Origin of the sequence: Azorhizobium oxalatiphilum (assembly GCF_014635325.1) — a bacterium.
Lineage (GTDB): Bacteria > Pseudomonadota > Alphaproteobacteria > Rhizobiales > Xanthobacteraceae > Azorhizobium > Azorhizobium oxalatiphilum.
This window is the reverse complement of the sequence record NZ_BMCT01000005.1, coordinates 258,071-284,145: the sequence shown is the minus strand read 5'-3', so window position 1 is coordinate 284,145 and position 26,075 is coordinate 258,071. Positions and strand designations below refer to the sequence as shown.

The 26,075-nt window shown below is 66.8% G+C and carries 23 protein-coding genes and 1 tRNA gene; 17 read left to right on the top strand and 7 right to left on the bottom strand.

What is annotated here, in order from left to right:
* Window positions 1–113: 113 nt before the first annotated feature.
* The 5 genes from IEW24_RS17925 (at window position 114) to purU (ending at window position 6,199) form a co-directional block, all read left to right on the top strand.
* Window positions 114–1,370 carry a sarcosine oxidase subunit beta family protein gene (locus tag IEW24_RS17925; protein WP_188581126.1) on the top strand — a complete coding sequence of 419 codons (1,257 nt, stop codon included), beginning with the start codon at window positions 114–116 and terminating at the stop codon, window positions 1,368–1,370.
* An 11-nt stretch (window positions 1,371–1,381) separates the two neighbouring features.
* A complete protein-coding gene (locus IEW24_RS17920; RefSeq protein WP_188581124.1) occupies window positions 1,382–1,648 on the top strand; it encodes a sarcosine oxidase subunit delta in 267 nt (88 codons plus the stop codon).
* The gene (locus tag IEW24_RS17915; RefSeq protein WP_188581122.1) at window positions 1,645–4,605 is read left to right on the top strand and encodes a sarcosine oxidase subunit alpha family protein; all 2,961 of its coding nucleotides are present in this window, start codon (window positions 1,645–1,647) and stop codon (window positions 4,603–4,605) included. The genes IEW24_RS17920 and IEW24_RS17915 overlap by 4 nt, the downstream gene beginning before the upstream one ends.
* On the top strand, window positions 4,598–5,194 hold the full coding sequence (locus tag IEW24_RS17910) for a sarcosine oxidase subunit gamma (protein WP_188581120.1): 597 nt from the start codon (window positions 4,598–4,600) through the stop codon (window positions 5,192–5,194). Before IEW24_RS17915 ends, IEW24_RS17910 begins: the two co-directional genes overlap by 8 nt.
* A 135-nt stretch (window positions 5,195–5,329) precedes the next feature.
* Window positions 5,330–6,199 carry a formyltetrahydrofolate deformylase gene (purU, locus tag IEW24_RS17905; protein WP_188581118.1) on the top strand — a complete coding sequence of 290 codons (870 nt, stop codon included), beginning with the start codon at window positions 5,330–5,332 and terminating at the stop codon, window positions 6,197–6,199.
* Between the two features lie 91 nt (window positions 6,200–6,290).
* On the opposite strand, the gene IEW24_RS17900 is transcribed toward purU, so the two are convergent.
* A complete protein-coding gene (locus IEW24_RS17900) occupies window positions 6,291–7,310 on the bottom strand; it encodes a hypothetical protein (protein ID WP_188581116.1) in 1,020 nt (339 codons plus the stop codon).
* Window positions 7,311–7,502: 192 nt separating this feature from the next.
* On the opposite strand from IEW24_RS17900, the gene IEW24_RS17895 reads away from it, so the two are divergent.
* A complete protein-coding gene (locus IEW24_RS17895; protein ID WP_188581114.1) occupies window positions 7,503–8,099 on the top strand; it encodes a superoxide dismutase in 597 nt (198 codons plus the stop codon).
* A 352-nt stretch (window positions 8,100–8,451) separates the two neighbouring features.
* Window positions 8,452–10,080 carry a glycosyltransferase family 39 protein gene (locus tag IEW24_RS17890; RefSeq protein ID WP_244644519.1) on the top strand — a complete coding sequence of 543 codons (1,629 nt, stop codon included), beginning with the start codon at window positions 8,452–8,454 and terminating at the stop codon, window positions 10,078–10,080.
* A 91-nt stretch (window positions 10,081–10,171) separates the two neighbouring features.
* On the opposite strand, the gene IEW24_RS17885 is transcribed toward IEW24_RS17890, so the two are convergent.
* The 5 genes from IEW24_RS17885 to IEW24_RS17865 all read right to left on the bottom strand — a co-directional run bounded on the left by IEW24_RS17885 (window position 10,172) and on the right by IEW24_RS17865 (window position 16,534).
* Entirely contained in the window at window positions 10,172–11,557 is a 1,386-nt protein-coding gene (locus tag IEW24_RS17885; RefSeq protein WP_188581112.1) for an esterase-like activity of phytase family protein, read from the bottom strand.
* 112 nt (window positions 11,558–11,669) lie between these two features.
* Window positions 11,670–12,662: a zinc transporter ZntB gene (locus tag IEW24_RS17880; protein WP_244644518.1), complete on the bottom strand. Its 993-nt coding sequence runs from the start codon at window positions 12,660–12,662 to the stop codon at window positions 11,670–11,672.
* Window positions 12,663–12,774: 112 nt separating this feature from the next.
* Window positions 12,775–14,154 (bottom strand): dipeptidase, encoded by a 1,380-nt coding sequence (locus IEW24_RS17875; RefSeq protein WP_188581109.1) that lies wholly within the window; start codon window positions 14,152–14,154, stop codon window positions 12,775–12,777.
* A gap of 198 nt (window positions 14,155–14,352) precedes the next feature.
* Window positions 14,353–14,793 (bottom strand): ANTAR domain-containing protein, encoded by a 441-nt coding sequence (locus tag IEW24_RS17870; RefSeq protein ID WP_188581108.1) that lies wholly within the window; start codon window positions 14,791–14,793, stop codon window positions 14,353–14,355.
* A 157-nt stretch (window positions 14,794–14,950) separates the two neighbouring features.
* The gene (locus IEW24_RS17865) at window positions 14,951–16,534 is read right to left on the bottom strand and encodes a helicase HerA-like domain-containing protein (protein ID WP_188581107.1); all 1,584 of its coding nucleotides are present in this window, start codon (window positions 16,532–16,534) and stop codon (window positions 14,951–14,953) included.
* 161 nt (window positions 16,535–16,695) lie between these two features.
* Here IEW24_RS17865 and IEW24_RS17860 point away from each other — a divergent pair, with 161 nt between their 5' ends.
* From IEW24_RS17860 to folK, 3 genes are all read left to right on the top strand, one after another.
* Window positions 16,696–17,079, top strand: coding sequence for a DUF2267 domain-containing protein (locus IEW24_RS17860; protein WP_188581105.1), 384 nt, complete (start codon window positions 16,696–16,698; stop codon window positions 17,077–17,079).
* Between the two features lie 100 nt (window positions 17,080–17,179).
* Window positions 17,180–18,067 carry a dihydropteroate synthase gene (folP, locus tag IEW24_RS17855; protein WP_188581103.1) on the top strand — a complete coding sequence of 296 codons (888 nt, stop codon included), beginning with the start codon at window positions 17,180–17,182 and terminating at the stop codon, window positions 18,065–18,067.
* Window positions 18,064–18,558 carry a 2-amino-4-hydroxy-6-hydroxymethyldihydropteridine diphosphokinase gene (folK, locus tag IEW24_RS17850; protein ID WP_188581101.1) on the top strand — a complete coding sequence of 165 codons (495 nt, stop codon included), beginning with the start codon at window positions 18,064–18,066 and terminating at the stop codon, window positions 18,556–18,558. Before folP ends, folK begins: the two co-directional genes overlap by 4 nt.
* Before the next feature lie 64 nt (window positions 18,559–18,622).
* On the opposite strand, the gene IEW24_RS17845 is transcribed toward folK, so the two are convergent.
* Window positions 18,623–18,823, bottom strand: coding sequence for a CsbD family protein (locus tag IEW24_RS17845; protein WP_188581099.1), 201 nt, complete (start codon window positions 18,821–18,823; stop codon window positions 18,623–18,625).
* 162 nt (window positions 18,824–18,985) lie between these two features.
* Between IEW24_RS17845 and meaB the strand changes: the two genes are divergently transcribed.
* The 7 genes from meaB (at window position 18,986) to IEW24_RS17810 (ending at window position 25,991) form a co-directional block, all read left to right on the top strand.
* Entirely contained in the window at window positions 18,986–20,002 is a 1,017-nt protein-coding gene (gene meaB, locus IEW24_RS17840; RefSeq protein WP_210324244.1) for a methylmalonyl Co-A mutase-associated GTPase MeaB, read from the top strand.
* A complete protein-coding gene (locus IEW24_RS17835; protein WP_188581096.1) occupies window positions 20,002–20,661 on the top strand; it encodes a pyroglutamyl-peptidase I in 660 nt (219 codons plus the stop codon). The genes meaB and IEW24_RS17835 overlap by 1 nt, the downstream gene beginning before the upstream one ends.
* A complete protein-coding gene (locus IEW24_RS17830) occupies window positions 20,658–21,614 on the top strand; it encodes a sulfite exporter TauE/SafE family protein (protein WP_188581094.1) in 957 nt (318 codons plus the stop codon). The genes IEW24_RS17835 and IEW24_RS17830 overlap by 4 nt, the downstream gene beginning before the upstream one ends.
* Window positions 21,611–22,387 (top strand): TIGR02186 family protein, encoded by a 777-nt coding sequence (locus tag IEW24_RS17825; protein WP_244644516.1) that lies wholly within the window; start codon window positions 21,611–21,613, stop codon window positions 22,385–22,387. The genes IEW24_RS17830 and IEW24_RS17825 overlap by 4 nt, the downstream gene beginning before the upstream one ends.
* Window positions 22,388–22,862: 475 nt before the next feature.
* Entirely contained in the window at window positions 22,863–23,648 is a 786-nt protein-coding gene (locus IEW24_RS17820) for an enoyl-CoA hydratase-related protein (protein WP_188581092.1), read from the top strand.
* A gap of 105 nt (window positions 23,649–23,753) precedes the next feature.
* Window positions 23,754–23,828 (top strand) — tRNA-Gln (locus IEW24_RS17815).
* 153 nt (window positions 23,829–23,981) lie between these two features.
* Window positions 23,982–25,991 (top strand): site-specific integrase, encoded by a 2,010-nt coding sequence (locus IEW24_RS17810; protein ID WP_188581090.1) that lies wholly within the window; start codon window positions 23,982–23,984, stop codon window positions 25,989–25,991.
* Window positions 25,992–26,075 lie beyond the last annotated feature (84 nt).

The following is a 26,075-nucleotide window of genomic DNA, read 5'->3' as shown; positions in this document are numbered from 1 at the left end:
GTCGCTTCTGGTCAACAAAGCGTCGCATTCAGGCATGATGCCAGAGGCTGGATGGGCGATCCATAGTCAACGGCGCGCGGTCGCCTCCAGCAGCCGCCCAATAGGACGAAGACATGCGCTATTCCGCCTTGAGCCTGTTCGCCAATGCCCTTATGGGGCAGAAGGGCTGGAAGCCCGCCTGGCGCGATGCCGCACCCAAGCCCGCCTATGACGTGATCATCGTCGGCGGCGGCGGCCACGGCCTCGCCACCGCCTATTACCTTGCCAAGGAGCACGGCATCCGCAACGTGGCGGTGCTGGAAAAGGGCTGGATCGGCTCCGGCAATGCCGGGCGCAACACGACCATCATCCGCTCCAACTACCTGCTGCCCGGCAACGAGCCGTTCTACGAATGGTCCATGAAGCTGTGGGAAGGCCTGGAGCAGGACGTCAATTACAACTCCATGGTCAGCCAGCGCGGCGTGCTGAACCTCTGCCATTCCGACGCCCAGCGCGATGCCTATGCCCGGCGCGCCAATGCCATGCGCATCAACGGCGCGGATTCGGAGTTGCTGGATCAGGACGGCGTGCGCGCCATGTATCCGCACCTGCTCGACTTCGACAACGCCCGCTTCCCCATCAAGGGCGGCCTGCTGCAGAAGCGCGGCGGCACCGCGCGCCATGATGCGGTGGTGTGGGGCTATGCCCGCGCCGCCGACAAGCTCGGCGTCGACATCGTGCAGAATTGCGAAGTGAACGGCTTCATCCGCGACGCCTCCGGCGCGGTGGTGGGCGTGGAAACGACCCGCGGCCCCATCCGCGCCGGCAAGGTGGGCCTGGCGGTGGCCGGCTCAACCTCGCGCCTCACCTGCAAGCTGGACATGCGCCTGCCCATCGAGAGCCACGTGCTGCAGGCGTTCGTGTCGGAAGGCCTCAAGCCGCTCATTGACGGCGTGATCACCTTCGGTGCCGGCCATTTCTATGTGAGCCAGTCCGACAAGGGCGGTCTCGTCTTCGGCGGCGACATCGACGGCTACAATTCCTACGCCCAGCGCGGCAATCTGCCGGTGGTGGAGGACGTGGCGGAAAGCGCCATGGCGCTGATGCCGAGCATCGGCCGCGTCCGCATGCTGCGCTCCTGGGGCGGCATCATGGACATGTCCATGGACGGCACGCCCATCATCGACAAGACCCATATTCCCGGCTTCTACCTCAACACCGGCTGGTGCTACGGCGGCTTCAAGGCGACCCCGGCCTCCGGCTGGTGCTTCGCCTGGACCATCGCCAAGGACGTGGCCCATGCGCGCAATGCGCTGATGCGCCTCGATCGCTTCCGCACCGGACACATCATCGACGAAAAGGGCGTCGGCCCGCAGCCGAACCTTCACTGAGAGCTGGCACAATGCGCATTCCTTGCCCTTACTGCGGGCTCCGCGACAGCCATGAGTTCACCTATCTGGGTGATGCCACGGTGAAGCGTCCCGATCCCGCCGCGCCCAACGCGCTGGATACCTTCAGCGACTATGTCTATCTGCGCGACAACCCGGCCGGCGCCCATCGGGATCTCTGGTACCACGCCTCGGGCTGCCGCTCCTGGGTGGTGCTCGAACGCGACACCCGCAACCACGCCATCGGCGGCGCGACGCTCGCCCGTGAGGTGACGCCATGAGCCGCCTGCCCTCCGGCGGTCGCATCGACCGCTCGCAGCCCCTCTCCTTCTCGTTCGACGGCAAGGCCTACAAGGGCTTCGCCGGTGATACGCTGGCCTCGGCCCTGCTCGCCAACGGCGTGCGGCTGGTTGGCCGCTCGTTCAAGTATCACCGCGCCCGCGGCATCTTCTCGGCCGGTTCCGAAGAGCCGAACGCGCTCGTGGAACTGCGCACCGGCGCCCGCCGCGAGCCGAATACCCGCGCCACCACGGTGGAGCTGTTCGACGGCCTGTCCGCGCAGAGCCAGAACCGCTGGCCCTCGCTGGACTTCGACGTCATGTCGGTCAACGGCCTGCTCTCGCCCTTCCTGGGGGCTGGCTTCTACTACAAGACCTTCATGTGGCCGGCCGCCTTCTGGGAGAAGCTGTACGAGCCGATCATCCGCCGCGCCGCCGGCCTCGGCCGCGCCGCCGAGGGCACCGACCCGGACAGCTATGAGAAGGCCTATGCCTTCTGCGACGTGCTGGTGATCGGCGGCGGTGCCGCCGGCCTCACCGCCGCGCTCTCGGCCGCCCGTTCCGGTGCCCGCGTCATCATCGCGGACGAGGATTTCGCGCTCGGTGGTCGCCTGCTCAGCGAGCAGCACCCCATCGACGGCGCCCCCGCCACCAGCTTCGTGGCCAAGGTGGAAGCCGAACTCGCCAGCCTGCCCAACGTGCGCATCATGAGCCGGACCACGGTGTTCGGCGTCTATGACAGCGGCGACTATGGCGCGCTGGAGAAGGTCTCCGACCATCTGGCCGTGCCGGCCCCCTTCCAGCCGCGCCAGCGCATGTGGAAGATCAACGCCAAGCAGGCGGTGCTCGCCTCGGGTGCGTTCGACCGGCCCATCGTGTTCGGCGGCAACGACCGGCCGGGCGTGATGTCGGCGCAGGCCCTGCGTACCTATGCGGTGCGCTATGGCGTGGCGCCCGGCAACTCTGCCGTGCTGTTCGCCAATAACGACTATGCCTGGAGCGCGGCCCTCGACGCCGCCGAGGCCGGCGTGCGGCTCACCACCATCGTGGACGTGCGCACCGAAGTCGCCCCGGCGCTCACGGCGCGGGCCAAGGCGCTCGGCACCCGCGTCATCCTCGGCGGCGAGGTGGTGGCCACCTCGGGCAAGGTGCTGACCTCGGTGATCGTGCGCTCAGGTGGACGGGAGGAGACCATCTCCACCGAGGTGCTCGCCATCTCCGGCGGCACCACGCCCAACCTGCACCTCACCAGCCATTTCGGCAGCAAGCCGCTCTACAACAAGGAGCTGGCCGCCTTCCTGCCGAATACCCCGCCGCCCGGCATGGCGGTTGCGGGCGCTGCCGGCGGTCACTTCTCGCTGGCCGCAACCCTGCGCACCGGCGCCGAGCTGGGCGCCGCCGCGGCCACCGCCGCCGGCTTCAACGCCACGCCGGTCGCCGCACAGGCGGAAGAGACGCCCTCGGGCATCTCGGCCTTCTGGCAGGTGAAGGGCGCGCGCGGCAAGGCGTTCGTGGACTTCCAGAACGACGTGACCAATAAGGATGTGACCGTCGCCCATCGCGAGGGCTACCGCTCGGTTGAACTGCTGAAGCGCTACACCACGCTCGGCATGGCCACCGATCAGGGCAAGAACTCCAACATGGCCGGCCTCGCCATCATGGCGGAGCTGACCGGACAGGGCATCGGCGAAACCGGCACCACGCTGTTCCGCCCGCCCTATACGCCGGTGGCGCTCGGCGCCATCGCCGGCCACCATCGCGGCAAGGACTTCCGGCCGACCCGCCCCACCCCGTCGCACGCATGGGCGAAGGAGCGCGGCGCGATGTTCGTGGAGGCCGGGCAGTGGCTGCGCGCGCAGTATTTCCCCAAGCCCGGCGAGAAGGACTGGCTGGAAACGGTCATCCGTGAGGTGAAGGCCACCCGCGCGTCCGTGGGCATGATCGACGTGTCCACCTTCGGCAAGATCGACCTGAAGGGGCCCGATGCAGGCGCCTTCCTGGATCGTGTCTACATCAACATGTTCTCCACGCTTGCGGTGGGCAAGGCGCGCTACGGCGTCATGCTGCGCGAGGACGGCATCGTCATGGATGACGGCACCACCTCGCGTCTGTCGCCCGAGCATTATGTGATGACCACCACCACGGCCAATGCGGCCAAGGTGTACCAGCATCTGGAGTTCTGCCTGCAGGTGCTGTGGCCGGAGCTGGACGTGCAGCTCGCCTCCATTACCGAGCAGTGGGCGCAGATTTCCATCTCCGGGCCGAAGTCCCGCGAGGTTCTGGCCAAGGTGGTGGATGCCCCCATCGACGTCTCCAACGAAGCCCTGCCCTATATGGGCGTGGCGCAGGGCACGGTGATGGGCGGCGTGAAGACGCGCATCTTCCGGCTCTCGTTTGCCGGCGAGCTGGGCTACGAGATCGCGGTTCCCGCCCGTCATGGCGAGAAGCTGGTCCGCGCCCTCATGGCGGCGGGCGAGCCCTTCAACATCACGCCCTACGGCACGGAAGCCCTTGCCGTGATGCGTGTGGAGAAGGGCCATGTGTCGGGCAGCGAGCTGAACGGCCACACCTCGGCCCGCGACCTCGGCCTCGGCAAGATGGCATCCACCAAGAAGGACTTCCTCGGCCGCGTGCTGTCCGGGCGTCCCGCCTTCCTGGAAGAGGACCGTCCGATCCTCGCGGGCTTCCGCCCCGTGGACAAGACCAAGCGCATCCGGGCCGGCGCGCATTTCATGGCCATCGGCGCCGAGCCGGTGCTGGAGAATGACGAAGGCTACATGACCGCCGCCATCTTCTCGCCCACCGTGGATAGCTGGATCGGCCTCGGCCTGATCAAGCGCGGCACCGAGCGCTGGGGCGAGAAGGTTCGCGCCTACGACCCGGTGCGGGGCGAGGACATCGAAGTTGAAATCTGCGATCCCGCTTTCGTGGATCCGAAGGGGGAGCGGCTGCGTGTCTGACCTCATGGAACATTTGCCGCTCACCAGCCTGGTTCCCGCCGGGCGCCATGGGCGGATCGACGGCCCCGCCGGGGTCAGTGCGAAGCTGCTCGACGGCACCGAAGTGGCGACCCTCGTCGCCCGCCGCGCCGGCGGGCCGCAGGAGATCCTCGGCCTCCCGCTGTCGGCTGGCCCGAAGGCGAGCCTCGGGGGCGGCCTCGCCGCCATCGGCACCGGCCCCGGCCGCTGGCTGGTGGTGGCGGATGCCACGGGCCCCACGCCCCTGGCCGATCGTCTCGAAGAGGCTGCTGCCGGCAAGGCGGCGGTGACGGAGCAGAGCGACGCCTATCTGGTGTTCGAGCTGTCCGGCCCCAGGGTGCGCGATGCGCTCGCCAAGGGCCTGATGGTCGATCTTGATCCGGTGGCGTTCGCGCCGGGCGATGCGGCCACCACGTCCCTGGCCTTCGTCGGCATCACTTTGTGGCAGACCGACGCCGCGCCCATTTACCGCGTCGCGGTCGGCCGCTCGTTCGCGGCCTCCTTCCTGCGCGCCTTCACCTCCGGGGCGGCGGAATACGGCTTCTTCCTGGAAGGTACGGGACGAGGTTGAGGGCGGCGCGGCGCGCGCTGCCTTTCTCTCCCCATGGCGCCGGATCCCCCGGCGTCTCCCTCATCTCCCGTTGAACCGGCGCCGCCCTTTCCATCCGGATTCGCGGCCTGCCTTCCTGCGAGGACTTGCCTTTCCATGACCCAGCCTGCCCCCCAGTTCATCCTCACCCTCTCCTGCCCCAACCGCCCGGGCATCGTCGCAGCCGTCTCCACCTTCCTGTTCGAGAAGGGCTGCAACATCCTTGAGGCGCAGCAGTTCGACGACACGGAGAGCGGCCGCTTCTTCATGCGCGTCGTGCTCAATGTGGTGGAGGGCAACGTCTCCGTGGACGCCCTGCGCGAAGCGTTCGCGGATATCGCCGAGACCTTCAAGCTGAACTGGACCCTGCGCGACAAGGCCGAGAAGCGCCGGGTGCTGCTGCTGGTCTCCAAGTTCGACCACTGCCTCGCCGACCTGCTCTATCGCTGGCGCATCGGCGAGATCCCCATGGAGATCACCGGCATCATCTCCAACCATCCGATCGAGACCTATACCCATCTCGATTTCGACGGCATCCCCTTCCATCACCTGCCCGTCACCAAGGACAGCAAGATGGAGCAGGAGGCGCAGGTGTGGCGCATCTTCCAGAGCACCGGCTCGGAAGTGGCCGTGCTCGCGCGCTACATGCAGGTGCTGTCCGATGGGCTGTCCGCCAAGCTGTCGGGCAAGTGCATCAACATCCACCACTCCTTCCTGCCCGGCTTCAAGGGCGCCAAGCCCTATCATCAGGCCCATGTGCGCGGCGTGAAGCTGATCGGCGCCACCGCCCACTATGTGACGTCGGACCTCGATGAAGGCCCGATCATCGAGCAGGACGTGGAGCGCATCAGCCATCAGGACAGCCCGGATGACCTCGTGCGCAAGGGCCGCGACATCGAGCGTCGTGTGCTCGCCCGCGCGCTCGCCTGGCACCTGCAGGACCGGGCGATCATGAACGGCAAGAAGACGGTGGTCTTCCGCGACTGATCAAACAAAAACGCCGGCCACCATCAGGCGACCGGCGTTCGGGGGTCGGACAAGAGAGCGGCGCGGGTGCGGATGGCACCCGCGCCGTTTTTCATTGCGCGGGCGGCGGCGCGGAGCGGGCCACGTGCTCGCGCAATTCCTGCAGCGAGGCGAAGCGCACCACGCCATCAGGCAGTTCCGCCTGGATGGAGCCGTCCGAATACAGCGTATAGGCCATGCCGCCGACGATGCCCGACTTCAGCACCACCGGCTCCGGGCCGGGACGCGGCGCCGGGGCGGCGGGGGCCGGACGCGGGGGAGCGCGCTCGGGAATGCGCTCGGGAGCCAGGATCGGCTCGGCCGGCGGCTCGGGCGCAACGACGGGCTCAGGCGCCGGCGGCTCGACGGGCTCGGACAGCGGTTCGGGTTCCGGAGCGGGCGAAGGCACAGGCACAGACACAGGCTCGGGAGCGGGCGTATCCAGCGGCGGGGGCGCAGGCCGCTCGGCGGGGCGTGCCGGGGTCATGCGGTCGAGCAGCGAGCGCGGACGCAGGGTGCCGGGCAAGGGCTCCGCCTCGCCGGGCCGGGCGAGGATGCGGCCGCGACGTTCGGCCACAGGCGTTTCGGCAGCGGCGGGCCCCTCGGCAGCCGGCGTCTCCGGGGGGACGATCGGCGGGGGGCGCAGACGGTCGGCGAAGGACAGGGCACGCGGCCGGGGCGCGGGCGCCTCAGGCGTGGGAGCGACGGGAGCTGCGGGCTCGGGGAGATCCAGCTTCGGCTCGGGCAGATCCGCAGGAACGGGGGGCGGCGCTTCCGAGCGGGCGGGCGGCACATCGGCCACCAGCGCGTCGCTGACCGCGCGTTCCGCCACATCGACCGTCGGCCGCTCCCGGCGCGCGGGCTCGATCTGCGGCGCGAAGGCGACACCTTGCTCCAGCGCGTCCGTGATCTTCTCCAGTTGCCGCAGGATGAAGCCGGCAGCCACGATCACGATGCCGCCGGTGAAGCCCGTGGCCCCCGTGGCGATCAGCGCATTGCCGGCCGCCGTGATGAAGATGGAGCTGCCGAGCGCGATGGCCAGCAGCCCGGCGATGGTTGTGAACCCGCCCAGAGCAACGAGAAAACGCCACATATTCGAACTCCAAGCCCCGCTCCGGGCCCCACGGGCCAGGAACTTAATTGCCGCATAAACCGAGGGAAAACGAACAATGAGATTGTCCGCCTCCCGCTCTCGCCCTATCTAGGGCGCAGTTGGGGTTGGCAGGCGACCCTCAGAGCCGCGCGCCACCAATCGCCCCAGCCAGATCGAACGCGGAGACCCCAGATGTCGTTCACGCTGCCCGACCTGCCTTATTCCTACGACGCTCTCGCGCCGTACATGTCGCGCGAAACCCTCGAATACCATCACGACAAGCATCACCTTGCTTATGTCAATAATGGCAACAATCTCCTAAAGGGAACCGAATTTGAGGGAAAATCCCTCGAGGAGATCGTCAAGGGCTCGTTCGGCAAGAACGCCCCCCTCTTCAACAATGCCGGCCAGCATTATAACCACCTGCATTTCTGGCATTGGCTGAAGCCCAATGGCGGCGGCGCCATTCCCGGCGAGCTTGAGAAGAAGCTCACCGAGGATTTCGGCTCGGTGGACAAGTTCAAGGAAGACTTCATCGCCGCCGGCGTGGGCCAGTTCGGCTCGGGCTGGGCGTGGCTGGCGCTCAAGGACGGCAAGCTCGCCGTCACCAAGACCGCCAATGGCGAGAACCCGCTGGTGCACGGCGGCACGCCGCTGCTCGGCGTCGATGTGTGGGAGCACTCCTACTATATCGACTACCGCAACCGGCGCCCGGACTACCTGAAGGCGTTCGTCAAACACCTGGTGAACTGGGAATATGTGGCGGAGCTGTACAGCAAGGCTGTCTGACCTCCATCGCATGCCATAATTATTTTGGGCCGGAGCAGGTTTTCCCTGCTTCGGCCCTTTTTCTTTCAAAATCCTTTGCTAGCGTTACTTAGCGTTATCGATTGGGAGCCTGCTTAAATTTGGCGCAAGCCTGACACAAGCAGGAAGCGCAATTGTACCGCTTGCGCCCTAGGATGGCAGAGAACCGTTATCATTGCACCGCAATGCATAATTTTCTTGCAAGTCCGTAAGCGTGCTGGAATCAATCATTGCTCACGTTTGCGTGAACCCGCAGGCAGCCTTACGAAAGGCTGCATGAGGACACGCTGTCACGGGCTCAAAGCGTCACGTTTCGAGTTGGATCTCGTCTCCCATGCGTCACGTTGTTGCCAGCAAGTCGCCTGCCCACACGGCACTCGATACCGTTGCCGTGCTCTTTCTCGCCGCAGTCGCGCTCGTCTCGGTCTTGACCTTCCGGGACTACGGGCTCGGCTGGGATGATTTCACGCATTCGCAGTACGGCAATCTGCTGCTGAAATACTACGGCTCGGAATTCACCGACCAGCGCGTCTTCTCCTTCGTCAACCTGTACTATTACGGTGGCGGGTTCGACATGCTGGCGGCCGGCATCGCCAAGCTGCTGCCGGTGGACGTGTTCGACGTCCGCCGCCTGCTGGGCGCGGCCTTCGGCATCGCTGGCCTCGCCATCGTCTGGCGCACCGGGCGCCGCCTCGCCGGCCCCGTGGGCGGTTTTGCCGCCATGGCCCTGCTGGCCATCTGCCCGCTCTACTACGGCCACATGTTCATGAACGCGAAGGATGCCCCCTTCGCCGTGGCCATGGCTGCCCTGCTCTACTGCCTCGTGCGTGCCCTCGATGAATATCCCCGCCCGTCCTGGAAGACGGTCGCCTGGTTCGGCCTGTGCCTGGGCCTGACCATCGGCACCCGCGTGCTGGGCGTACTGGCCGGCTTCTATCTGTTCGTGGCCGCCGCATTCCTCGTGGCCACGGAAACCCGGCATGAGGGGCTGCGCACGGCGCTCGGCCGCCTGCTTCGCTTCTCCCTGACCCTCGCCGTTGGCCTGCCGCTGGCCTATTTCGTGCTCGGCGTCATCTGGCCGTGGGCGGTCATCGACCCGCTCAATCCGGTGCGCGCGCTGCAGTATTATTCCCACTTCTGGGAAGTGCCGTGGAGCGAGATGTTCGACGGCAAGCCGGTCATGGTGCCGGACATGCCGCGCACCTATGTGCCGATCCTGTTCGCCATCCAGATGCCGGAGCTGTTCCTCGGCTTCACCGTCGCCGGCATGGCGGGCACCATCATCTTCGCTTTGTTCGGCAAGGACACGCCGGCCCGGCGGGCGCGCTTCGTGCTCATTCTCGCCGCCGCTCTGGTACCGATCATGATCACGGTGATCATGCGGCCAGTGATGTACAACGGCATCCGGCACTTCGTCTTCGTGACGCCGGCCCTGGCCCTGCTCGGCGGTGCCGCCGTGGCGTGGCTGGTGGGCCAGACGGCAAAGGCCCCGCTGGTGGCCCGTGGCGCCGTGGCGGCCATGCTTATCGGCGGCTTCGCTTTGCCGGTGCGCGAGTTCGCCACCCTTCACCCCTATCAGTATACCTACTACAACCATATGGTTGGCGGCGTGAAGGGCGCGGACTCCCTGTTCATGCTCGATTACTGGGGCCTCGCCTTCAAGCAGGCTGCGGCCGAGCTGGACGAGTATGTGGACAAGCACCGCATGTCCCTGCCGCAAGGCCGCAAGTACCGGGTCGCCGTCTGCGGGCCGCATAATGCGGCTGCCGAGGAGCTGGGCCCGCGCTTCGAGACCACCTACGAGACCCAGGGCGCCGATTTCGCCCTCATGCTCGGCGAGTTCTACTGCGCCGACGTGCAGGCGCCGATCATCGGCAAGATCGAGCGCGAGGGCGTGACCTACGCCAAGGTCTATGACGTGCGCGGCCGCTACTTCCCCAGCGTGTTCGCCAGCGGCAAGTGAGCCGCACACCGGACTGAACAAAAAAGGAGCCGGGTGGCCATGCCACCCGGCTCCTTTCCGTTTCAGGCCCTCGGCTGAAGGCCAGTGAGCCTCACTTGGCCTTCAGGAACTCACCCACTTCCAGCAGCACGAACTCATTGTCGTCGGCCTTCTGCGGCGAACGGCCGGCGGACCACGGAAGGTTGTTGTCGTTGCCAACGACGATGTGGGTGGGATCCACCATCACCACGTCCTCGATGGTCAGGAAGGGGAAGTCGAGCATGCCGTCCTTGCCGCCCTGCTTCGCCTTGCCGTTGGGGTCCTTGATGGCGAGCAGGTCGATATAGCCGACCTTGCGTGCCAGCTGGCCCGCCGTCTCGGGCGTGAACTCCACCTTGTAGACCCGCTTGAACTGGGCCGGCTTGTCGAAGCAGGTGGCGTCCACCTTGCCCTCGGCGCAGGCCTGCGCCTTGCCGCCCTCGAAATCATCGCGCTCGATGATGAGGCCGGAGGTGGCATCCACCATGTTGAAGTCGCCGATGGCATTGCCCGCCGCCGCCAGCGGATATTTCCACGAACGGCCGGTCCAGTCCTTCTTCTGCACATCGAACTCAAGGATGCGCAGCACCTCTACGCCGTCCACCTTCTCCTTCTCGCCGGTGGCGGGATCGAGCAGCGGGCCTTCCAGCAGGGCATAGAGCCTGGTGCCGTCCGGCGACAGCGCCATGCCCTCATAGCCCTTGGAGCGGCCGGCCTCGAAGGCGACCTTGCGGGCGGGATTGGGCGGCGTGGTCACGGACGGATGGTCGGGCGAGCGGATGAGCTTGCCGTCCACCTTGGTGGCATGGACGCCCTTCACCTTGCCGGCGAGGTCCGTCTCCACCAGGAAGGGCCCGAACTCCTCGCCGAACCAGAAGCTGTCGCCCACCTTCTGCACGGACTCCAGATCGAAATCGGCGCCGGTCAGGTAGCGCTTCTCGGTGCCTTCCAGCGTGATGGGGAACGGCACCTTCCGGTCCGGGTCGGACAGGAAGATGGTCTCCTTGCGCTCGATGGTGCCGCCCTTGAAGTCCATGGCGAAGCGATGGACCATCAGCATGGCATCCGACGAATTCGCCTTCGAGCCGAAGCCGTTGTCGGTGATGACGATGAAATTGCCGTTGCCCTCGTGCACGATGCCGGACATGCCCTGCACCGCCTGGCCGTTGAACGGCGTGGCGAGGCCGGTGGGGCGTGGTGCCTCCTTGGCCGACAGGCTGCCGATAGCCGGCACGGAGCCCGGCTTGTCGTTGCGCACCCGATCCGGGCCGGTGAACTTGGCCGAAACCTTCAGGTCGGCCGGCGCGTCCGCTGGCGGCGGCACGAAGGTCGCGGCGGGCAGGACCACATGGCCTTCGAGGGTGGCCGGATAGGCCTTGGCCTGCTCTTCCGCCATGGCCATGGTCGCAAGCGAGGTGCCGGCCAGCAGAATGGCGCCGATGAGAGAAAGCTTCCGCATGATATGTCGCCTCCATATGTGGCAGGCGTTTTCTTGCGGCTTTGCATGTCACCGGGGCGACAGCGAAAAGACGGTTGAATGACGGAGGGTTACGCCGAGCAGCAGCGTACCGTCAGAACCACTTGAGGTGCTTGAACAGACGGACCAGCCCCACGCCGAGCACGACGAACAGCACGCTGATGACCCAGAAGGCCGCGGGGTCCGAACTGCCGGGGATGCCGCCCACGTTCATCCCCATCATGCCGGAGATCAGGGTGAGCGGCGCGAACACCACCGTCACCGCCGCCAGCACCAGCATGGACTGGTTCATCTGCTCGGCCCGCCGGTCCACGATCTGTTCGCGGATGAGCATGGAGCGCTCGCGCACCGAATCCAGCTCTTCCGAGAAGCGCGACACCCGGTCCGCCGCATCGCGCAGGCGGTTGCGGTCCTTCGGGCCGATCCAGGGATCGTCTTCCAGCGAGAAATGGTTGAGCGCCTCGCGCTGGGGGGCGATGTGGCGGCGCAGCTTCATGGCCACCCGGCGAAGCACCAGCACGCGCGGCAGCACGTCGGTGGCCGGCAGGCGCAGGGCATCGTCCTCCAGTTCGTCCGCATCTTCGGTCAACATGGAGACCACGAGATCGAGGCGGTCCACGAGCCGGGTCGCCAGATCGGCCACCATCTCGCCCTGGGTGCGGGCGCAGCGGCGGCGGGCGATGGAATCCATATAGTCCGCCAGCGCGGAGATGGGCTCGTACTGCACCGAGACGATGCGCTCGGCATCCACCCACAGGGTCAGGGAGACCATATCCTCGGGCAGCGAATTGGCGTGCAGGTTGATCGCCCTCAGGATCAGCAGGGCGCCCTCCTCCATCACCTGACAGCGCGGCCGGGCGTGGGTGTCCATCAGCTCCTCGACCACATGAGGATCGAGGCCGCTACCGGAATGGAGCCAGGTGTCGGACATGTTGGGCAGGCGACGGAAGTGCAGCCAGACGAAGCCGCCCTCCTCCGCGCGGTGGGCGCGCGCCTCCTCCAGATCGAGGCGGCGTGCACTGCCCTTGCCGTCGAACAGCCACGCGTCCAGCAATCCATCGGAACTCAGAGGCTTCACGCGGGTCATCTCCAGCATCTTCTGTTGAGTGACACGGAAGCGTTACAGTTCAAAGAAGGACGTAGCGTCATCTACGCGGGGAGACGGGATGAATGGTCCCGTCCCCCGTGCGTTTCAGGCCTCAGGCGAGGGCCGTCAGGATGCGCACCCAGCTGCGGGTGCCCTTGTGGAAGCAGTTCAGGTCATACTTCTCGTTGGGCGAATGCACCCGGTCGTCATCGAGCCCGAAGCCGATGAGCAGCGTGTCCATGCCCAGCACGTTCCTGAACTGGCCGACGATGGGAATGGATCCTCCGGAGCCGATGGCCACCGGCGTCCTGCCCCATTCCTCCGCCAGCGCCTTGCCGGCCTTGGCGAGATCCGGGCTGTCCGGCGGCACCAGAACGGCGCGGCTGCCATCGGCCTTGGAGAAGCTCACCTTGCAGTCCGCCGGCAGGCGGGCGGTGACGAATTCCTTCAGCGCAGCCGCGATCTTGGCCGGATCCTGATCCGCCACCAGTCGGATGGAGACCTTGGCGGTGGCGCTGGACGGGATGATGGTCTTGGAGCCCTGCCCCGTATAGCCGCCATACATGCCGTTGACCTCGAAGGTCGGGCGCGACTGGATCTGCTCGATCAGCGAGCGATCCTTCTCGCCGGTGGAAACGGAGAGCCCCACCGGCCCGAGGAAGGCTTCCGCCGTCAGGCCGAGCGCATCCCAGGCATCGCGCACCTCCTGCGGCATTTCCCGCACGTCGTCATAGAAGCCGGGAATGGTGACGCGGCCGTTGTCGTCATGCACCGCCGCGAGGATGCGGGAGAGCACGTGGATGGGGTTGCGCGCCGCGCCGCCGAACAGGCCCGAATGCAGATCGCGATCGGCCCCGGTGATGGTGAACTCGGTGTGCAGGATGCCGCGCAGCGAAGTGGTGATGGCCGGCGTCTCCGGGTCCCACATGCCGGTGTCGCAGACGAGGGCGACGTCCGCCTTCAGCTCATCGGCGCTGGCGGCGAGGAAGGCCGGCAGGCTGGGCGAACCGCATTCCTCCTCGCCCTCCAGCAGCACGGTGACGTCCACCGGCAACTTGCCGGTGACGCTCTTCAGCGCCCGCAGAGCTTCGAGGAAGGTGAAGACCTGTCCCTTGTCGTCGCAGGCACCACGGGCAAAGATCCGGGTCTTGCCGTCGGCGCCCTTGGTGATGCGCGGCTCGAACGGCGGCGTGTCCCACAGCTCCAGCGGGTCCACCGGCTGGACGTCGTAATGGCCATAGAACAGCACCCGGCGCGGCGCGCCGGTGTCGGTCCGCCCTACCACCACGGGGTGGCCGGCGGTGTCGCGCACCTGCGCGGCGAGGCCGAGATCCGTGAGGGTGGCGGCAGCGAATTCCGCCGCGCGCCGGCACTCGGCCGCGTAGGCCGGATCGGTGGAGATGCTGGGGATGCGCAGGAAGTCCGACAGGCGCGCGAGGCTGGCGTCCAGACCCGCATCGACGGCACCCAAAACATCATCCAGTCCGGCCATTACGCTCTCCTGTCATTCCCGCAGCCGCAAGCCTGCGACGCAATACACGACTCGTGGCGCATGCTGGTCCCGGACCGGCAGGCTGGCAAGGTGACGCGCGCCTCACAGGACAGGTCTTCAAACGAAAACGGCGGCCGCCCGTTGGGGCGACCGCCGTGTCTCATCCCGCATCCCTGCGAATGCGAAAGCCGATAAGGCTCAGTTGGCAGCCGTCACCGGCTGGACCTCTTCCGCCACAGCGGCGGTGGCACCCGCCACCGGCTTGCTGAGGCGACGGGCGCGCTGCAGCACGGAGCCGATGCGGCGATACAGCAGACGCGGCAGCAGGGGCATGCCCACGGCCGCATCATAACCGGCGCGGCTCGCGACGCGGGCCAGCAGATGGGTAGGTCCATCCACCACCAGAACGGCGGGAATCGCGTCCGCACCGTCACGGAAGGGATTTTCCGGAACGTTTTCCGCGTCATCCGCCTGCATCACGAGGACGTCGTAATTGCGCGAGCCCGGTTCAAGCTCGGTGACGGAGGACAGTTCAGTGACAGCGCCCACACCGAGCGCGCTCAGGCCAACGCGAGTGGTCTCACGGCGTTCGGTAATCGAATCAATGATAAGAATGCGGGCAGTCGGCAACACCTTCATGGGGCGCTCCTAAAGTGGAACACGCCGACCCTTGGCCGGCGCTGAGTTGAGCAGCTCCAGCCGAACGCAACCCCGCAATCACGTCCGACTCTCGGAAAATCATACCGGGGGTTGGTCGACCAATCAACCCGCCAGGAACTGAATCACCCCCGTGTTCCTAGCGGCTACGCCCGCCGAGGATGCCGCGCAATATGGCTTTTCCGAGTTGGGTGCCCACCTGCGAGGCCAGTGACCGCGCCACCTGACGGACCACGACCTCGGTTGTCGTCATGCGCGTTGAGCCTGTCCGCGGCACGCGCGGAACACTGCGGGTACGCGGCTCCGGCGGGGATGGAGGGGGCACCGGAATACGGTCTTCGGCAGGCATCCGGCCCCATGGCCCGGCGGGTGCCTCCGCCTCACGCGACCCTTCGCCACGGGGGGCGGGCCTGGCGGTCGCCTCTCCTCCGCCTTGCCGACGGCGCAGCATCTCGAAGGCAGAGTCGCGGTCCACTTCCTGCTCATAGACCCCGCGTACCGGGCTCCTGGCCCTCACCTCCGCCCGTTCCGCATCCGTAATGGTCCCCACGCGCGCCGAAGGCGGCGCGATCAGGGTGCGCTCCACCATGCTGGGCGTGCCGGAGCCTTCCAGCACGGAGACCAGCGCCTCGCCCTTGCCCATCTCGGTGATGACCCGCGCGGTATCGAGCTTCGGGTTGGGCCGGAAAGTCTCAGCCGCCGCCTTCACCGCCTTCTGGTCGCGCGGTGTGAAGGCGCGCAGGGCGTGCTGCACGCGGTTGCCAAGCTGGGCCAGCACCCGATCCGGCACGTCGATGGGGTTCTGCGTCACGAAATAGACGCCCACCCCCTTGGAGCGGATGAGGCGCACCACCTGTTCCACCTTCTCCAGCAGCACCTTGGGCGCGGCATCGAACAGCAGGTGCGCCTCGTCGAAGAAGAACACCAGCTTGGGCTTGTCGAGGTCGCCCACCTCGGGCAGTTCCTCGAACAGCTCCGAGAGCAGCCACAGCAGGAAAGTGGCGTAGAGGCGCGGACTCGCCATCAGCTTGTCGGCGGCCAGCACCGAGACGGTGCCATAGCCGGAGCGGTCCACCCGCATGATGTCCGTCATCACCAGCGCCGGCTCGCTGAAGAAGGCGTCCCCGCCCTGATTCTCCAGCACCAGCAACTGGCGCTGGATCGCCCCGACGGTGGCGGAAGACACGTTGCCGTATTCCTGCGTCAGGGTCTTTGCGTTCTCGGCCACGAAGGACAGGGTGGCCCGCAGGTCCTTCAGGTCGAGGAGCAGCAGGCCCTGCTCGTCGGCAATGCGGAAGGCGATGTTGAGAACGCCCTCCTGCACCTCGTTGAGGTCCATGAGGCGGGCGAGCAGCAGCGGCCCCATCTCGGAGATGGTGGCCCGAACCGGGTGCCCCTTCTCGCCGAACAGATCCCAGAAGATCACCGGAAAGCTGTCCGGCGTATAGGTGATGCCCACCTCTTCCGCCCGTTTGGTCAGGAAATCCTTCGGCTCGCCGCGCATGGCGATGCCGGAGAGATCGCCCTTCACGTCGGCGGCGAACACCGGCACGCCGGCACGGGAAAAGCCTTCCGCCAGAACCTGCAGGGTCACAGTCTTGCCGGTGCCGGTGGCCCCGGTGACGAGGCCGTGCCGGTTGGCGAGCCGCAGTGCCAGTTCCTCGTCCTTGGCCGCCATCGGGCTCCGGCCGATGAACACCGTTCCAGCCTTTTCCGGCGTCATGCGCGCTTCCTCTTGGACCTGTATGCACGTCCCGACAGTTGGACCGAACCGAAGGCGCGGGGCAAGTGCCCCGCTTGCCCATCGGCACCGCTGCCGCCACCATGGACCCGCTTCGGCGGGAGGGACACAAGCTCTTCGGGGACTTCAAGGAAAGGCGCCTCATGGACGAACTTATCGCCCGCCTCAGGACCCGCGTCGGGCTGAGCGCGCCTCAGGCCGAGACGGCCGTCGTCGTGCTGCTCGCCTTCCTGGACAAGGAAGCCCCGCCCGCCGCCCTGGCCGAATTGTTCACAGCCCTGCCCGATGCCCGCCGGATGCTGGAGGGCACCGCCATCACCGAGGCGGCAGATGCCGAGGACACACAATATCTCGGCGGCATGTCGCGCCTCATGCGGGTGGCGGATCGCCTGATGGCCACCGGGCTCGACATGACGCAGGTGCAGACCACCGTGCGGGAAGTGGTGGCGTTCGCCCGCGAACGCGCCGGCGACGGCACCGTGGACGAGATCGTGACCGGCATCCCCGGCCTGCGTCACGCTTTGTAGGCAACCGCCCGGTCAAAGCGCGCCCTTGCGCTTTGCCGGCCGGGGCGGCATCCATGCTGCATGGTCGCACACGCCCGCACGCTAGAGATCGTCAGGCGCGATGCTTCGGCCCAGCCATTCCGCCCGATCTCACGGAGCCGGTCTTTTGAACACCACGTCCCCGGCCACCCGCATCCTTGATGTGCGTGGCCGCCCCCTGCCGCTCGGCGCGCGCACACTGATCATGGGCATCCTCAACGTGACGCCCGACTCCTTCTCCGACGGTGGCATCAGCGCCGCCCCCAAGAGCGCCCGCGATACTGCGCGCCGGCTGGTGGCCGAGGGGGCGGACATCATCGACGTGGGCGGCGAGAGCACCCGGCCCGGCTACACCATGATCTCCGACGACGAGGAATGGGCCCGCCTCGCCCCGGTGCTCGACGGGCTCGGTGCGGAGCTGGGCGTGACGGTGTCGGTGGATACCTACAAGTCCGGCGTGGCCCGCCGGGCGCTGGAGGCCGGCGTCGGCATCATCAACGACATCTGGGGCTTCGCGCACGATCCCGACATGGCGCGGGCGGTGGCCGATTATGATGCCGCCGTAGTGCTGATGCACAATCGCGACGCCATCGATCCCGCCATCGACATCATGGCCGACATGATCGCCTTCTTCGAGCGGGCGCTGGAGACCGCGGACAAGGCGGGCATCCCGAAGGATCGTATCGTGCTCGATCCCGGCGTCGGCTTCGGCAAGACGTTCGAGCAGAATCTGGCCAGCGTCGCCCGCTTGCGCGAATTGCGCGTGCTCGGCCTGCCTTTGCTGCTCGGCACCTCCCGTAAATCCATGATCGGCAAGGTGGTGGCGACCGAGCCGCAGGAGCGCCTGCCCGGCACCATCGCTTCCAACGTCATCGGCATGATGGAAGGGGTGGAGATCATCCGCGTGCACGACGTGGCCGAGCATGTACAGGCCGCCCGCGTCACCGAAGCCATCCGGGCGGCGGGATGACCACCGCCTATCTCTGCCTCGGCGGCAATGTGGGCGACGTGGCCGCGACGCTCGCCGAGGCGCGGCAACGGCTGGTTGCGGGTGGCCTGACCGTGCTGGCCCAATCACCGCTCTACCGGACGCCCCCGTGGGGGCCGGTGCCGCAGCCGCCCTATCTCAATCAGGTGATCGCGGTGGCGGGCGCAGCCTCCGCGCGCGCGCTGCTGACGCTGGCCCTCGATGTTGAGCGTCAGCTCGGACGCGACCGCAGCCGGGAAGAACGCTTCGGCCCGCGCACCATGGACATCGACCTGCTGACCTTCGGCGAGGAGACCATCCGCGAGCCGGATCTGGAGCTGCCGCATCCGCGCCTGATGGAGCGCGCCTTCGCCCTCGTGCCGCTGCTGGATATCGCACCTGAGATCGTGATCGGCGGCAAGGCGGCGAAGGAGGCACTGGCGGGGCTGGATCGCAGCGGGATCGAACGGGTGGATCCCACCGCCACCAAATGAAAAGGCCCTGCGCAGAACGCGGGGCCTTTCCTAAAAGACAGTCAGCGGCGACACGCCGCCGCCGTCAGTGGAGATCCTTGCCCCACAGATCGACCTGTCGCTTCACTTCGTCCTTGGCGATGCCGTAACGCTCCTGGAGCTTGCCTTCCAGAACCTCGCGGTTGCCGTTGATCTGAGTCAGGTCGTCATCCGTGAGCTTGCCCCACTGCGCCTTCGCGTTGCCGGTGAACTGCTTCCAGTTTCCTTCGATGCGATCCCAGTTCATGCTCCATCCTCCATTTTCGGTGGTTTGTCCGAACAACGATGGGCCGCCATGTGGGTTCCCACGGGGGCGGCATTGCATCGCGAAACGGGGTTTCCATTGCCGACCGGCACAGGCACCCTGCCGGAAGCTCAAGCGACGATTCCCGCGATGGACCCCCAGCCCATGGCATCCCCGCCAGTGACGACACCGCACCCCACCGAACTGGACGCCGCCGATGCCGCACTCGCGGAACGGGTGGCGCACGGCGAGCGGGCAGCGCTGGCGCGGGCCATCACGCTGATCGAATCCCGCCGTCCCGATCATCGTCGGCGCGCGCAGGCCATGCTCCAGCAACTGCTGCCGCGCACCGGCACGGCCTTCCGTGTCGGCATCACCGGCGTGCCGGGGGTCGGCAAATCAACCACCATCGATGCTTTGGGCAGCCATCTCACCGCCGCCGGGCACAAGGTGGCGGTGCTGGCGGTGGACCCCTCCTCCACCCGCACCGGCGGTTCCATTCTGGGCGACAAGACCCGCATGGCGCGCCTCGCCATGGATCCCAACGCCTTCGTGCGCCCCTCGCCCTCCGGCGGCACGCTGGGCGGCACCGCCGCCAAGACACGGGAGACCATGCTGCTGTGCGAGGCAGCGGGCTTCGATGTGGTGCTGGTGGAAACCGTGGGCGTGGGCCAGTCGGAGACGGCGGTGGCCGATCTCACCGACACCTTCCTTGTGCTCATGCTGCCCGGCGCGGGCGATGAATTGCAGGGCATCAAGAAGGGCGTGCTGGAACTGGCCGACATCGTCGCCGTGAACAAGGCCGATGGCGACAACCTCCCCCGCGCCCGTGCCGCCGCCGGCGAATACAAGGCCGCGCTCCATCTTCTCGGCGCCCGCGAGCCCTTCTGGTCGCCGCCGGTGCTCACCTATTCGGCCCTGACGGAAGAGGGCGTTGCCGGGCTGTGGGAACAGGTGGTGGCGCACCGGGCCGCCGCCGAAAAGGCCGGTGCCTTCACGGACACCCGCCGCACCCAGCAGGTGCGCTGGATGTGGACCCTGCTGCAGGAACGGGTGACGGAGAAGGTGAAGACCGATCCCTCCATCAAGGCCCGCCTGCCCGCCCTCGAACAGCAGGTGGCGGACGGAGTGCTGGCGCCCACCCTCGCGGCGGGCGAGATCGCCAGCCTGCTCGGCCTGTAATGACGCCCACCCCGCCCCCCGCCTCCCCCGCGATCCCCCGCCGGCGGCGGGTTCTGGTGTGCGGCTTCGGGCCGTTTCCCGGCATGCCCTCCAACCCATCCTCCCGCCTCGCGACGGCGCTCGGCCGGCTGGCCCGCCCGGCTCTCGGGGATGTGGAGGTGGTGGTCCGCCTCTTGCCCACCACATGGGAGGCGGTCGCGGAGGCTCCCGCCTTGCTGGACGAGGTTCAGCCCGACGCCATACTCCTTCTGGGCGTGGCCGGCCGCCGCCGGCAGGTCTGTGTCGAAACGCTCGCCTTCAACCGCGCCGCTGACGCTCCCGACGCCTTGCGCCGCCATCCCCCTGCGCGGGCGCTCGCAGCCGGCGCACCGGCGCGGCTGACCACCACCGCCCATCCCGGCCGCCTGCTTCACGCCTTGCGCAAGGTGCCCGCCCGCCTGTCACGCGATGCCGGCCGCTATCTCTGCAATGCCGTCTATTTCCGTATGCTGCTGGCACTGCGGGACAAATCGGTGCCGTTGGTCTTCGTCCATATTCCCGGCGCGCCCCGGCTCGGGGTCGCGGCCTATGACGCCGCGTTGGCCTCAGCCGTGGGGAACCTCATGGTCGCGCTGGCGGCGCAGATGCCCTGGGGCGCGACGCGAGGTGCGCGTCCGTGACCATTTACCTGCCCATCGCCGAACTTCCCGTGGCCATGTTCACCCTGTTCGCGCTCGGCGCGGCGGTGGGCTTCGTCTCGGGCATGTTCGGCGTGGGCGGCGGCTTCCTGATGACGCCGCTGCTGCTGTTCATCGGCGTACCTCCGGCGGTAGCCGTGGCCAGCGTGTCCACCCATATGGCGGCCTCCTCCTTTTCCGGCGCCCTGTCCTATTTTCGCAAAGGCATGGTGGACCTGCCTTTGTCCGGCGTGATGCTGGCCGGGGGGCTCACCGGCACGGTGGCCGGGGTCGCGGTATTCACGCTGCTGCGGGCGCTGGGGCAGGTGGATCTCGTGATCGGCCTATCCTACGTGACGCTCCTGAGCACGCTCGGCCTGCTGATGCTGAGCGAGAGCCTGCGCGCCATGGCCCGCGCCCGTTCCGGCCGGCCGGCCATGGTGCGGCGACCGGGCACGCGTGCGTGGTTCCTGCGCATGCCGCTGAAGATGCGCTTCCGCCGCTCGCGCATCTATGTGTCGCTGATCCCGGTGGTGGGGCTCGGCTTCATCATCGGCTTTCTCGGGGCACTGCTGGGCATCGGCGGTGGCTTCATGCTGGTGCCGGCGCTGATCTACATGTTGCGCGTACCCACCCAGACCGCCATCGGCACCTCGCTGGTCCTGACCCTCGTCACCATGTGCGTGGCCACCATCCTGCAGGCCACCGTCAACGGCACGGTGGATGCCGTGCTGGCCCTGATCCTGATGATCGGCGGTACCATGGGCGCGCAGTTCGGCGCCCGCGCGGGACAAGGCATGCGGGCCGAGCATCTGCGCCTGCTGCTGGGCCTGCTGGTGCTCGGCGTCGGGCTGCGCGTGGGCTACGACATGGTGCGCACGCCGCCGGACCTGTTCGACGTGACCGTGCAGGAGCAGCGCGGAAGCCCGCCGCCGAAGGCGGAGCCGAAGTCATGAGCGCCCTCCTGCGGCGGCATATGGGCGCGCTCGCCGTTTTGCTGATGCTGGCCGGCCTCTCCGCCCCCGCCGCAGCCGAGCGTCTGGTCCTGTCGGTCTCGCAGGACCATGTGCGCATCACCTCCAACTTCACCGGAGCGGAGCTGGTGCTGTTCGGCGTCGTGGAGGATGCTGTGACCGGCCCCTATGACGTGGCGCTCACCGTGCGCGGCCCCGGCGAAACGGCCGTGACGTGGCGCAAGAGCCGGGTGCTTGGGCTCTGGATCAATACCCAGAGCCGGACCTTCCTCGATGTCCCCTCATATCTGGCCATCGCGACCAGCCGGCCGGCGACCGCCATCGCCGCGCCGGACGTGCTCCGGCGCGAGCAGATCGGCCTTGAGCGCAACATGTTCGTGCAGAGGGTCGGACCGGACTTCGCAGACGTGGTGGCCGATGATCCCTATCGCGCCGCCTTCCTGCGGCTCAAGGGCGCAGAGGGCCTCTATGACGAGCAGCCGGACGGCGTGCGTTTCCTCTCTGCCACGGCATTCCGGGCCACGTTTCAGGTGCCGGGACGGGCCCGGACGGGCACTTACGAAGTCTCCGCGCAGCTGTTTCGCGACGGACAGGTGGTGGGACGAGCCAGCACCCGTTTCCTGATTCAGAAGGCCGGTTTCGAAGCACAAACGGCAGGGTTCGCCGAGCATCACGGCCTGCTCTACGGCCTTGCGGTCGCCCTCGGCGCACTGGCTGTCGGCTTCATTGCCAATCTGCTTTTTCGCCGGGACTGACCCGAGGCGCAGCCCTTTGGACGCCACAACCGACAATCGGCCTGCGACCCCTTGCCCCGTCTCCCCAGCAGACGTTTTGTCGGCTGAAAACACCTGAACTGCTAAGATTTTGCTTGCAGGAACGAGCCGCACAGGTTGTATAGCATGATATGCCAGAGCTCGGATGCGTTCCGGTCTCTCTTCAGCTTCGGGTACCAAGCCCTGACCGGTGCCCGTTGAGGGGTGGGGTGACGTTCGCGCGGACGTTGCCCCACCCTACATCTTTCAGCTGTGCCCCTCTCATATTCCTGCACGTACTGCCGCTTCCGCCCCTCCCCTACGGCATGGTGCGGGGTAGGCATGGCCGTCCATTCGGGGCATAGAGACAGGCGGCTTGAGGCGAACGCGCCCGATGCCGGTCCGGAACGCTGCCCGCCATGCCTCCCATGAGGCACGCGTCAGTGATTGCCCACGGCCTCGCCATGCAGGGATCCCCATGACGTCGAGCACCGTCTTCATCTCCGTGGACAAGGGCATCGCCCGCCTCGTCCTGTCCAATCCGGAGCGCCGCAACGCCATCTCCAGCGCCATGTGGCGCAGCCTGACCGATTTCGCCACCGAAGCGGCAGGCCGCAGCGATATCCGCGCGGTCCTCATTCGGGGCGAAGGAACGCTGGCCTTCTCGGGCGGCGCGGACATTTCCGATTTCGACGCCGCGCGGGCGGACGCCTCCGGCGCGCAGACCTATGACGAACTGGTGGAACGCGCCTGCGCTGCCGTTCAGGCTTTGCCCTGCCCCTCCCTGGCGCTGATCCACGGCGCCTGCGTGGGTGCCGGCGCGGCGCTCGCGGCCAATTGCGACCTGCGCCTTGCCGCCGACAATGCCTTCTTCGCCATTCCGGCCGCCCGTCTGGGCCTCGGCTATGATCCGCGCGGCATCACGCGGCTCGTGCGTGCATTCGGCCCCCAGGCGACGCGGACCCTGTTCTTCACCGCCGAGCGCATGACCGCGGAACGGGCCTTCGCCCTTGGCGCCCTGGATCACATCGCACCGGCAGAGGAGGCCGATGCGGACGCGGAGCGCCTGCTGGCGCGGATCGCGGAGAACGCCCCCCTCACGCTGCGGGCCGCCAAGCTCGCCATCCGCGCCGCCGAAGGTACCGGCGGCGGCATCTTCGCCGAGGCCAAACGCCAGGCGGCTGCGGCCAACGCCAGCGCGGATTATCGCGAGGGCCGACTCGCCTTCGCCGAGAAGCGTGCGCCGCGCTTCAAGGGCGATTGAGAGGGATTTAGCCGGGGAAGAAGCGTTACCGTTTCGCCTGTGGGCCACTGGCCATGACGGTTGCGTGCCACCGTGGGGTGCGGATATGGTCCCGCGCCGACGCATTGGGGCGTAGCCAAGTGGTAAGGCAGGGGATTTTGATTCCCCCATTCCCAGGTTCGAATCCTGGCGCCCCAGCCAAAATCTTGATTCTCGTTGATTTTGCTGGGCTCCAGCTTGGCTGGGGCGCTTCTGGGGACGCTGTCGTACGCGATTGTCGTACAGCACTGTCGTACAGAATCGGCGCTTGGCAGCCGGTGCGGTTCGACCCGCTCACCCTTTACGGGGTGAGACATGACGCATATCCAGCATGTGTTCCGGCGGGGCGCGATCTACTGGTGGCGGCGACGCCCACCGTGGGCGGTCAACCCGAACCCAATGCCCCGGATCGAAGTCAGCCTTCGAACTGCTTGCCCGAATGCTGCCCGTCGCGCTGCGGCAGCTCTTACGGTAATAAGCGAGCATCTCCGGGACCGAGTATTAAACGGGATGCTGACAACTGATCAGGCGCGAGCGCTGCTCGTTCACGTCGCGAAGAAGCACAGTGCCAAGCTGGATGCGATTTCGGCCTCCGAACTCGGGTCTGCCCAGGAAGCCGAAATCGGCAGGCAAGGCGACCTATCAATGGGATGGGCGTTCAAGCTCTTCGCCGCGCAAGGCCGGGACGCGATGGTGCGCCCGGAAGACGTCACTGCGATGCGTGAAGCGGGGCTGGACGACATGCTCGTCGAGAGTGTCAGCCAGCATCTGGCCTTGTGCCGGACATCCGGCGTCTACCCCCCTCATCGCCCTCGCATTGAAGCACTCCTTGCCGAATTCGACATACCGCCTTCACCCGTGAACTACGCGCAAGCCGAGCAGCTCTATCTTAGGGGGCAGGCCGCGGCTCTTCTCGACGTGCGCCGTCGATGGAACGGCTATCGCCCGGAAGACGATGCGCTTCTTCAAGCCGCGTTGCTCGACGTAACAGTCCCGTCAGGTCCAGCGTCCGCGCGGAAAGCCGAACCACAGCGAAGCGAAAGCGCTGTCGAGCCCAGGTGGCAGCAGGACATCGCCCCGACACGGAACTCCCCCTCTCCGCCTGAGGATGCCTCTGATGCCCAACAGCCGGCCGACATCGACAACGATGCCTCCCCATTGGACGAAGCGCCTGCCTCTGTCCTAAAGATCATTGAGATCGTGGCCGAGGCGAAGACCAAGGAAGGCGATTGGACGGAAAAGACGGCCAGGCAACACCTGTCTGTGGCTCGTCTGTTCACGAAGTTTGTCGGTCACGATGATCCACGTCGCATTCGCCAGCAGGATGTCGCGGGTTATCGATCGATGCTGTCCAGGTTGCCAAGGCACTATGGGAAATCGCCGGCTGACGACGAACGCTTGATCGATGAACTCCTGTCCCGGGCAGCGCAATTGAATCCGGCACAGGTCGGCCTGGGACCCGCCACCATCAATCGTCACCTCACACAGCTCCACACCATCATCGACAAGTGCAAGTGGCACGGCGCCGCGGCGCGCGGATATGAAGGCGTTCGCGGCCTGCGCGCGAAGAACCGGGACCGAGATCGGGATCAACGCTCCCGCTTCTCGAATTCCGATATTGCGGCCATGCTCGCTCTACCGATCTGGCAGGGCGCAGCAAGCGAGAACGATCGCATGTCTCCGGGGGCGGCAATCATCCACGACTCCGCCTACTGGGTTCCTCTTCTCGCCATGTTCACCGGCGCAAGACGGGAGGAGGTGTGCGGGTTGCTGGTCTCAGATATCGACAACGAACTGGGCCAATGGTGCATCCGCATAGAGAATAACGCGATCCGCCGTCTGAAGACGCCTCAGTCCAAGAGGCGTAACCCCTTGCACCCCGAGTTAATCCGCCTTGGATTCCTGGATTATATTGAGGCAGTTTCCGGAGCGGGCCATCATCTCCTCTTTCCCGAACTCAAGGCTGCGTCGGCCGCGACCCCGATGGGCGATGTGTTTTGGGACGACTGGATCAAGATCCTCAATCGGGCGGTGCCGAACGCCCCCTCTCAAAGGAAGACATTCCACTCTTTCCGGCACTTCTTCGTCGATGAGTTGAAGCAGCATGGCGTCATACCCGAAATCCGGAGGGACATCGTGGGCCATGGAGGCGGCGATACGAACGAGGAGCGTTACTCCTCCTCGGCCTGCATCGACCTGATGAAAGACGCCATGGCGCATATTCCGGCGCTGACGCAGGACCTCACGGCCTTCCCGATCCAGCTCCGCGAAGACGTTATTGAGGGTCGCGCCCGACCCTCCAGGACGGCCCGGCGACGTTCGTAAAGACCCGTGCGTCAGCCAAGCTGCGCCCGGACTACAGACTGATACCGCCAGGCTTGGGTTGACGCTGGCGCCGCCGGCGGGGAG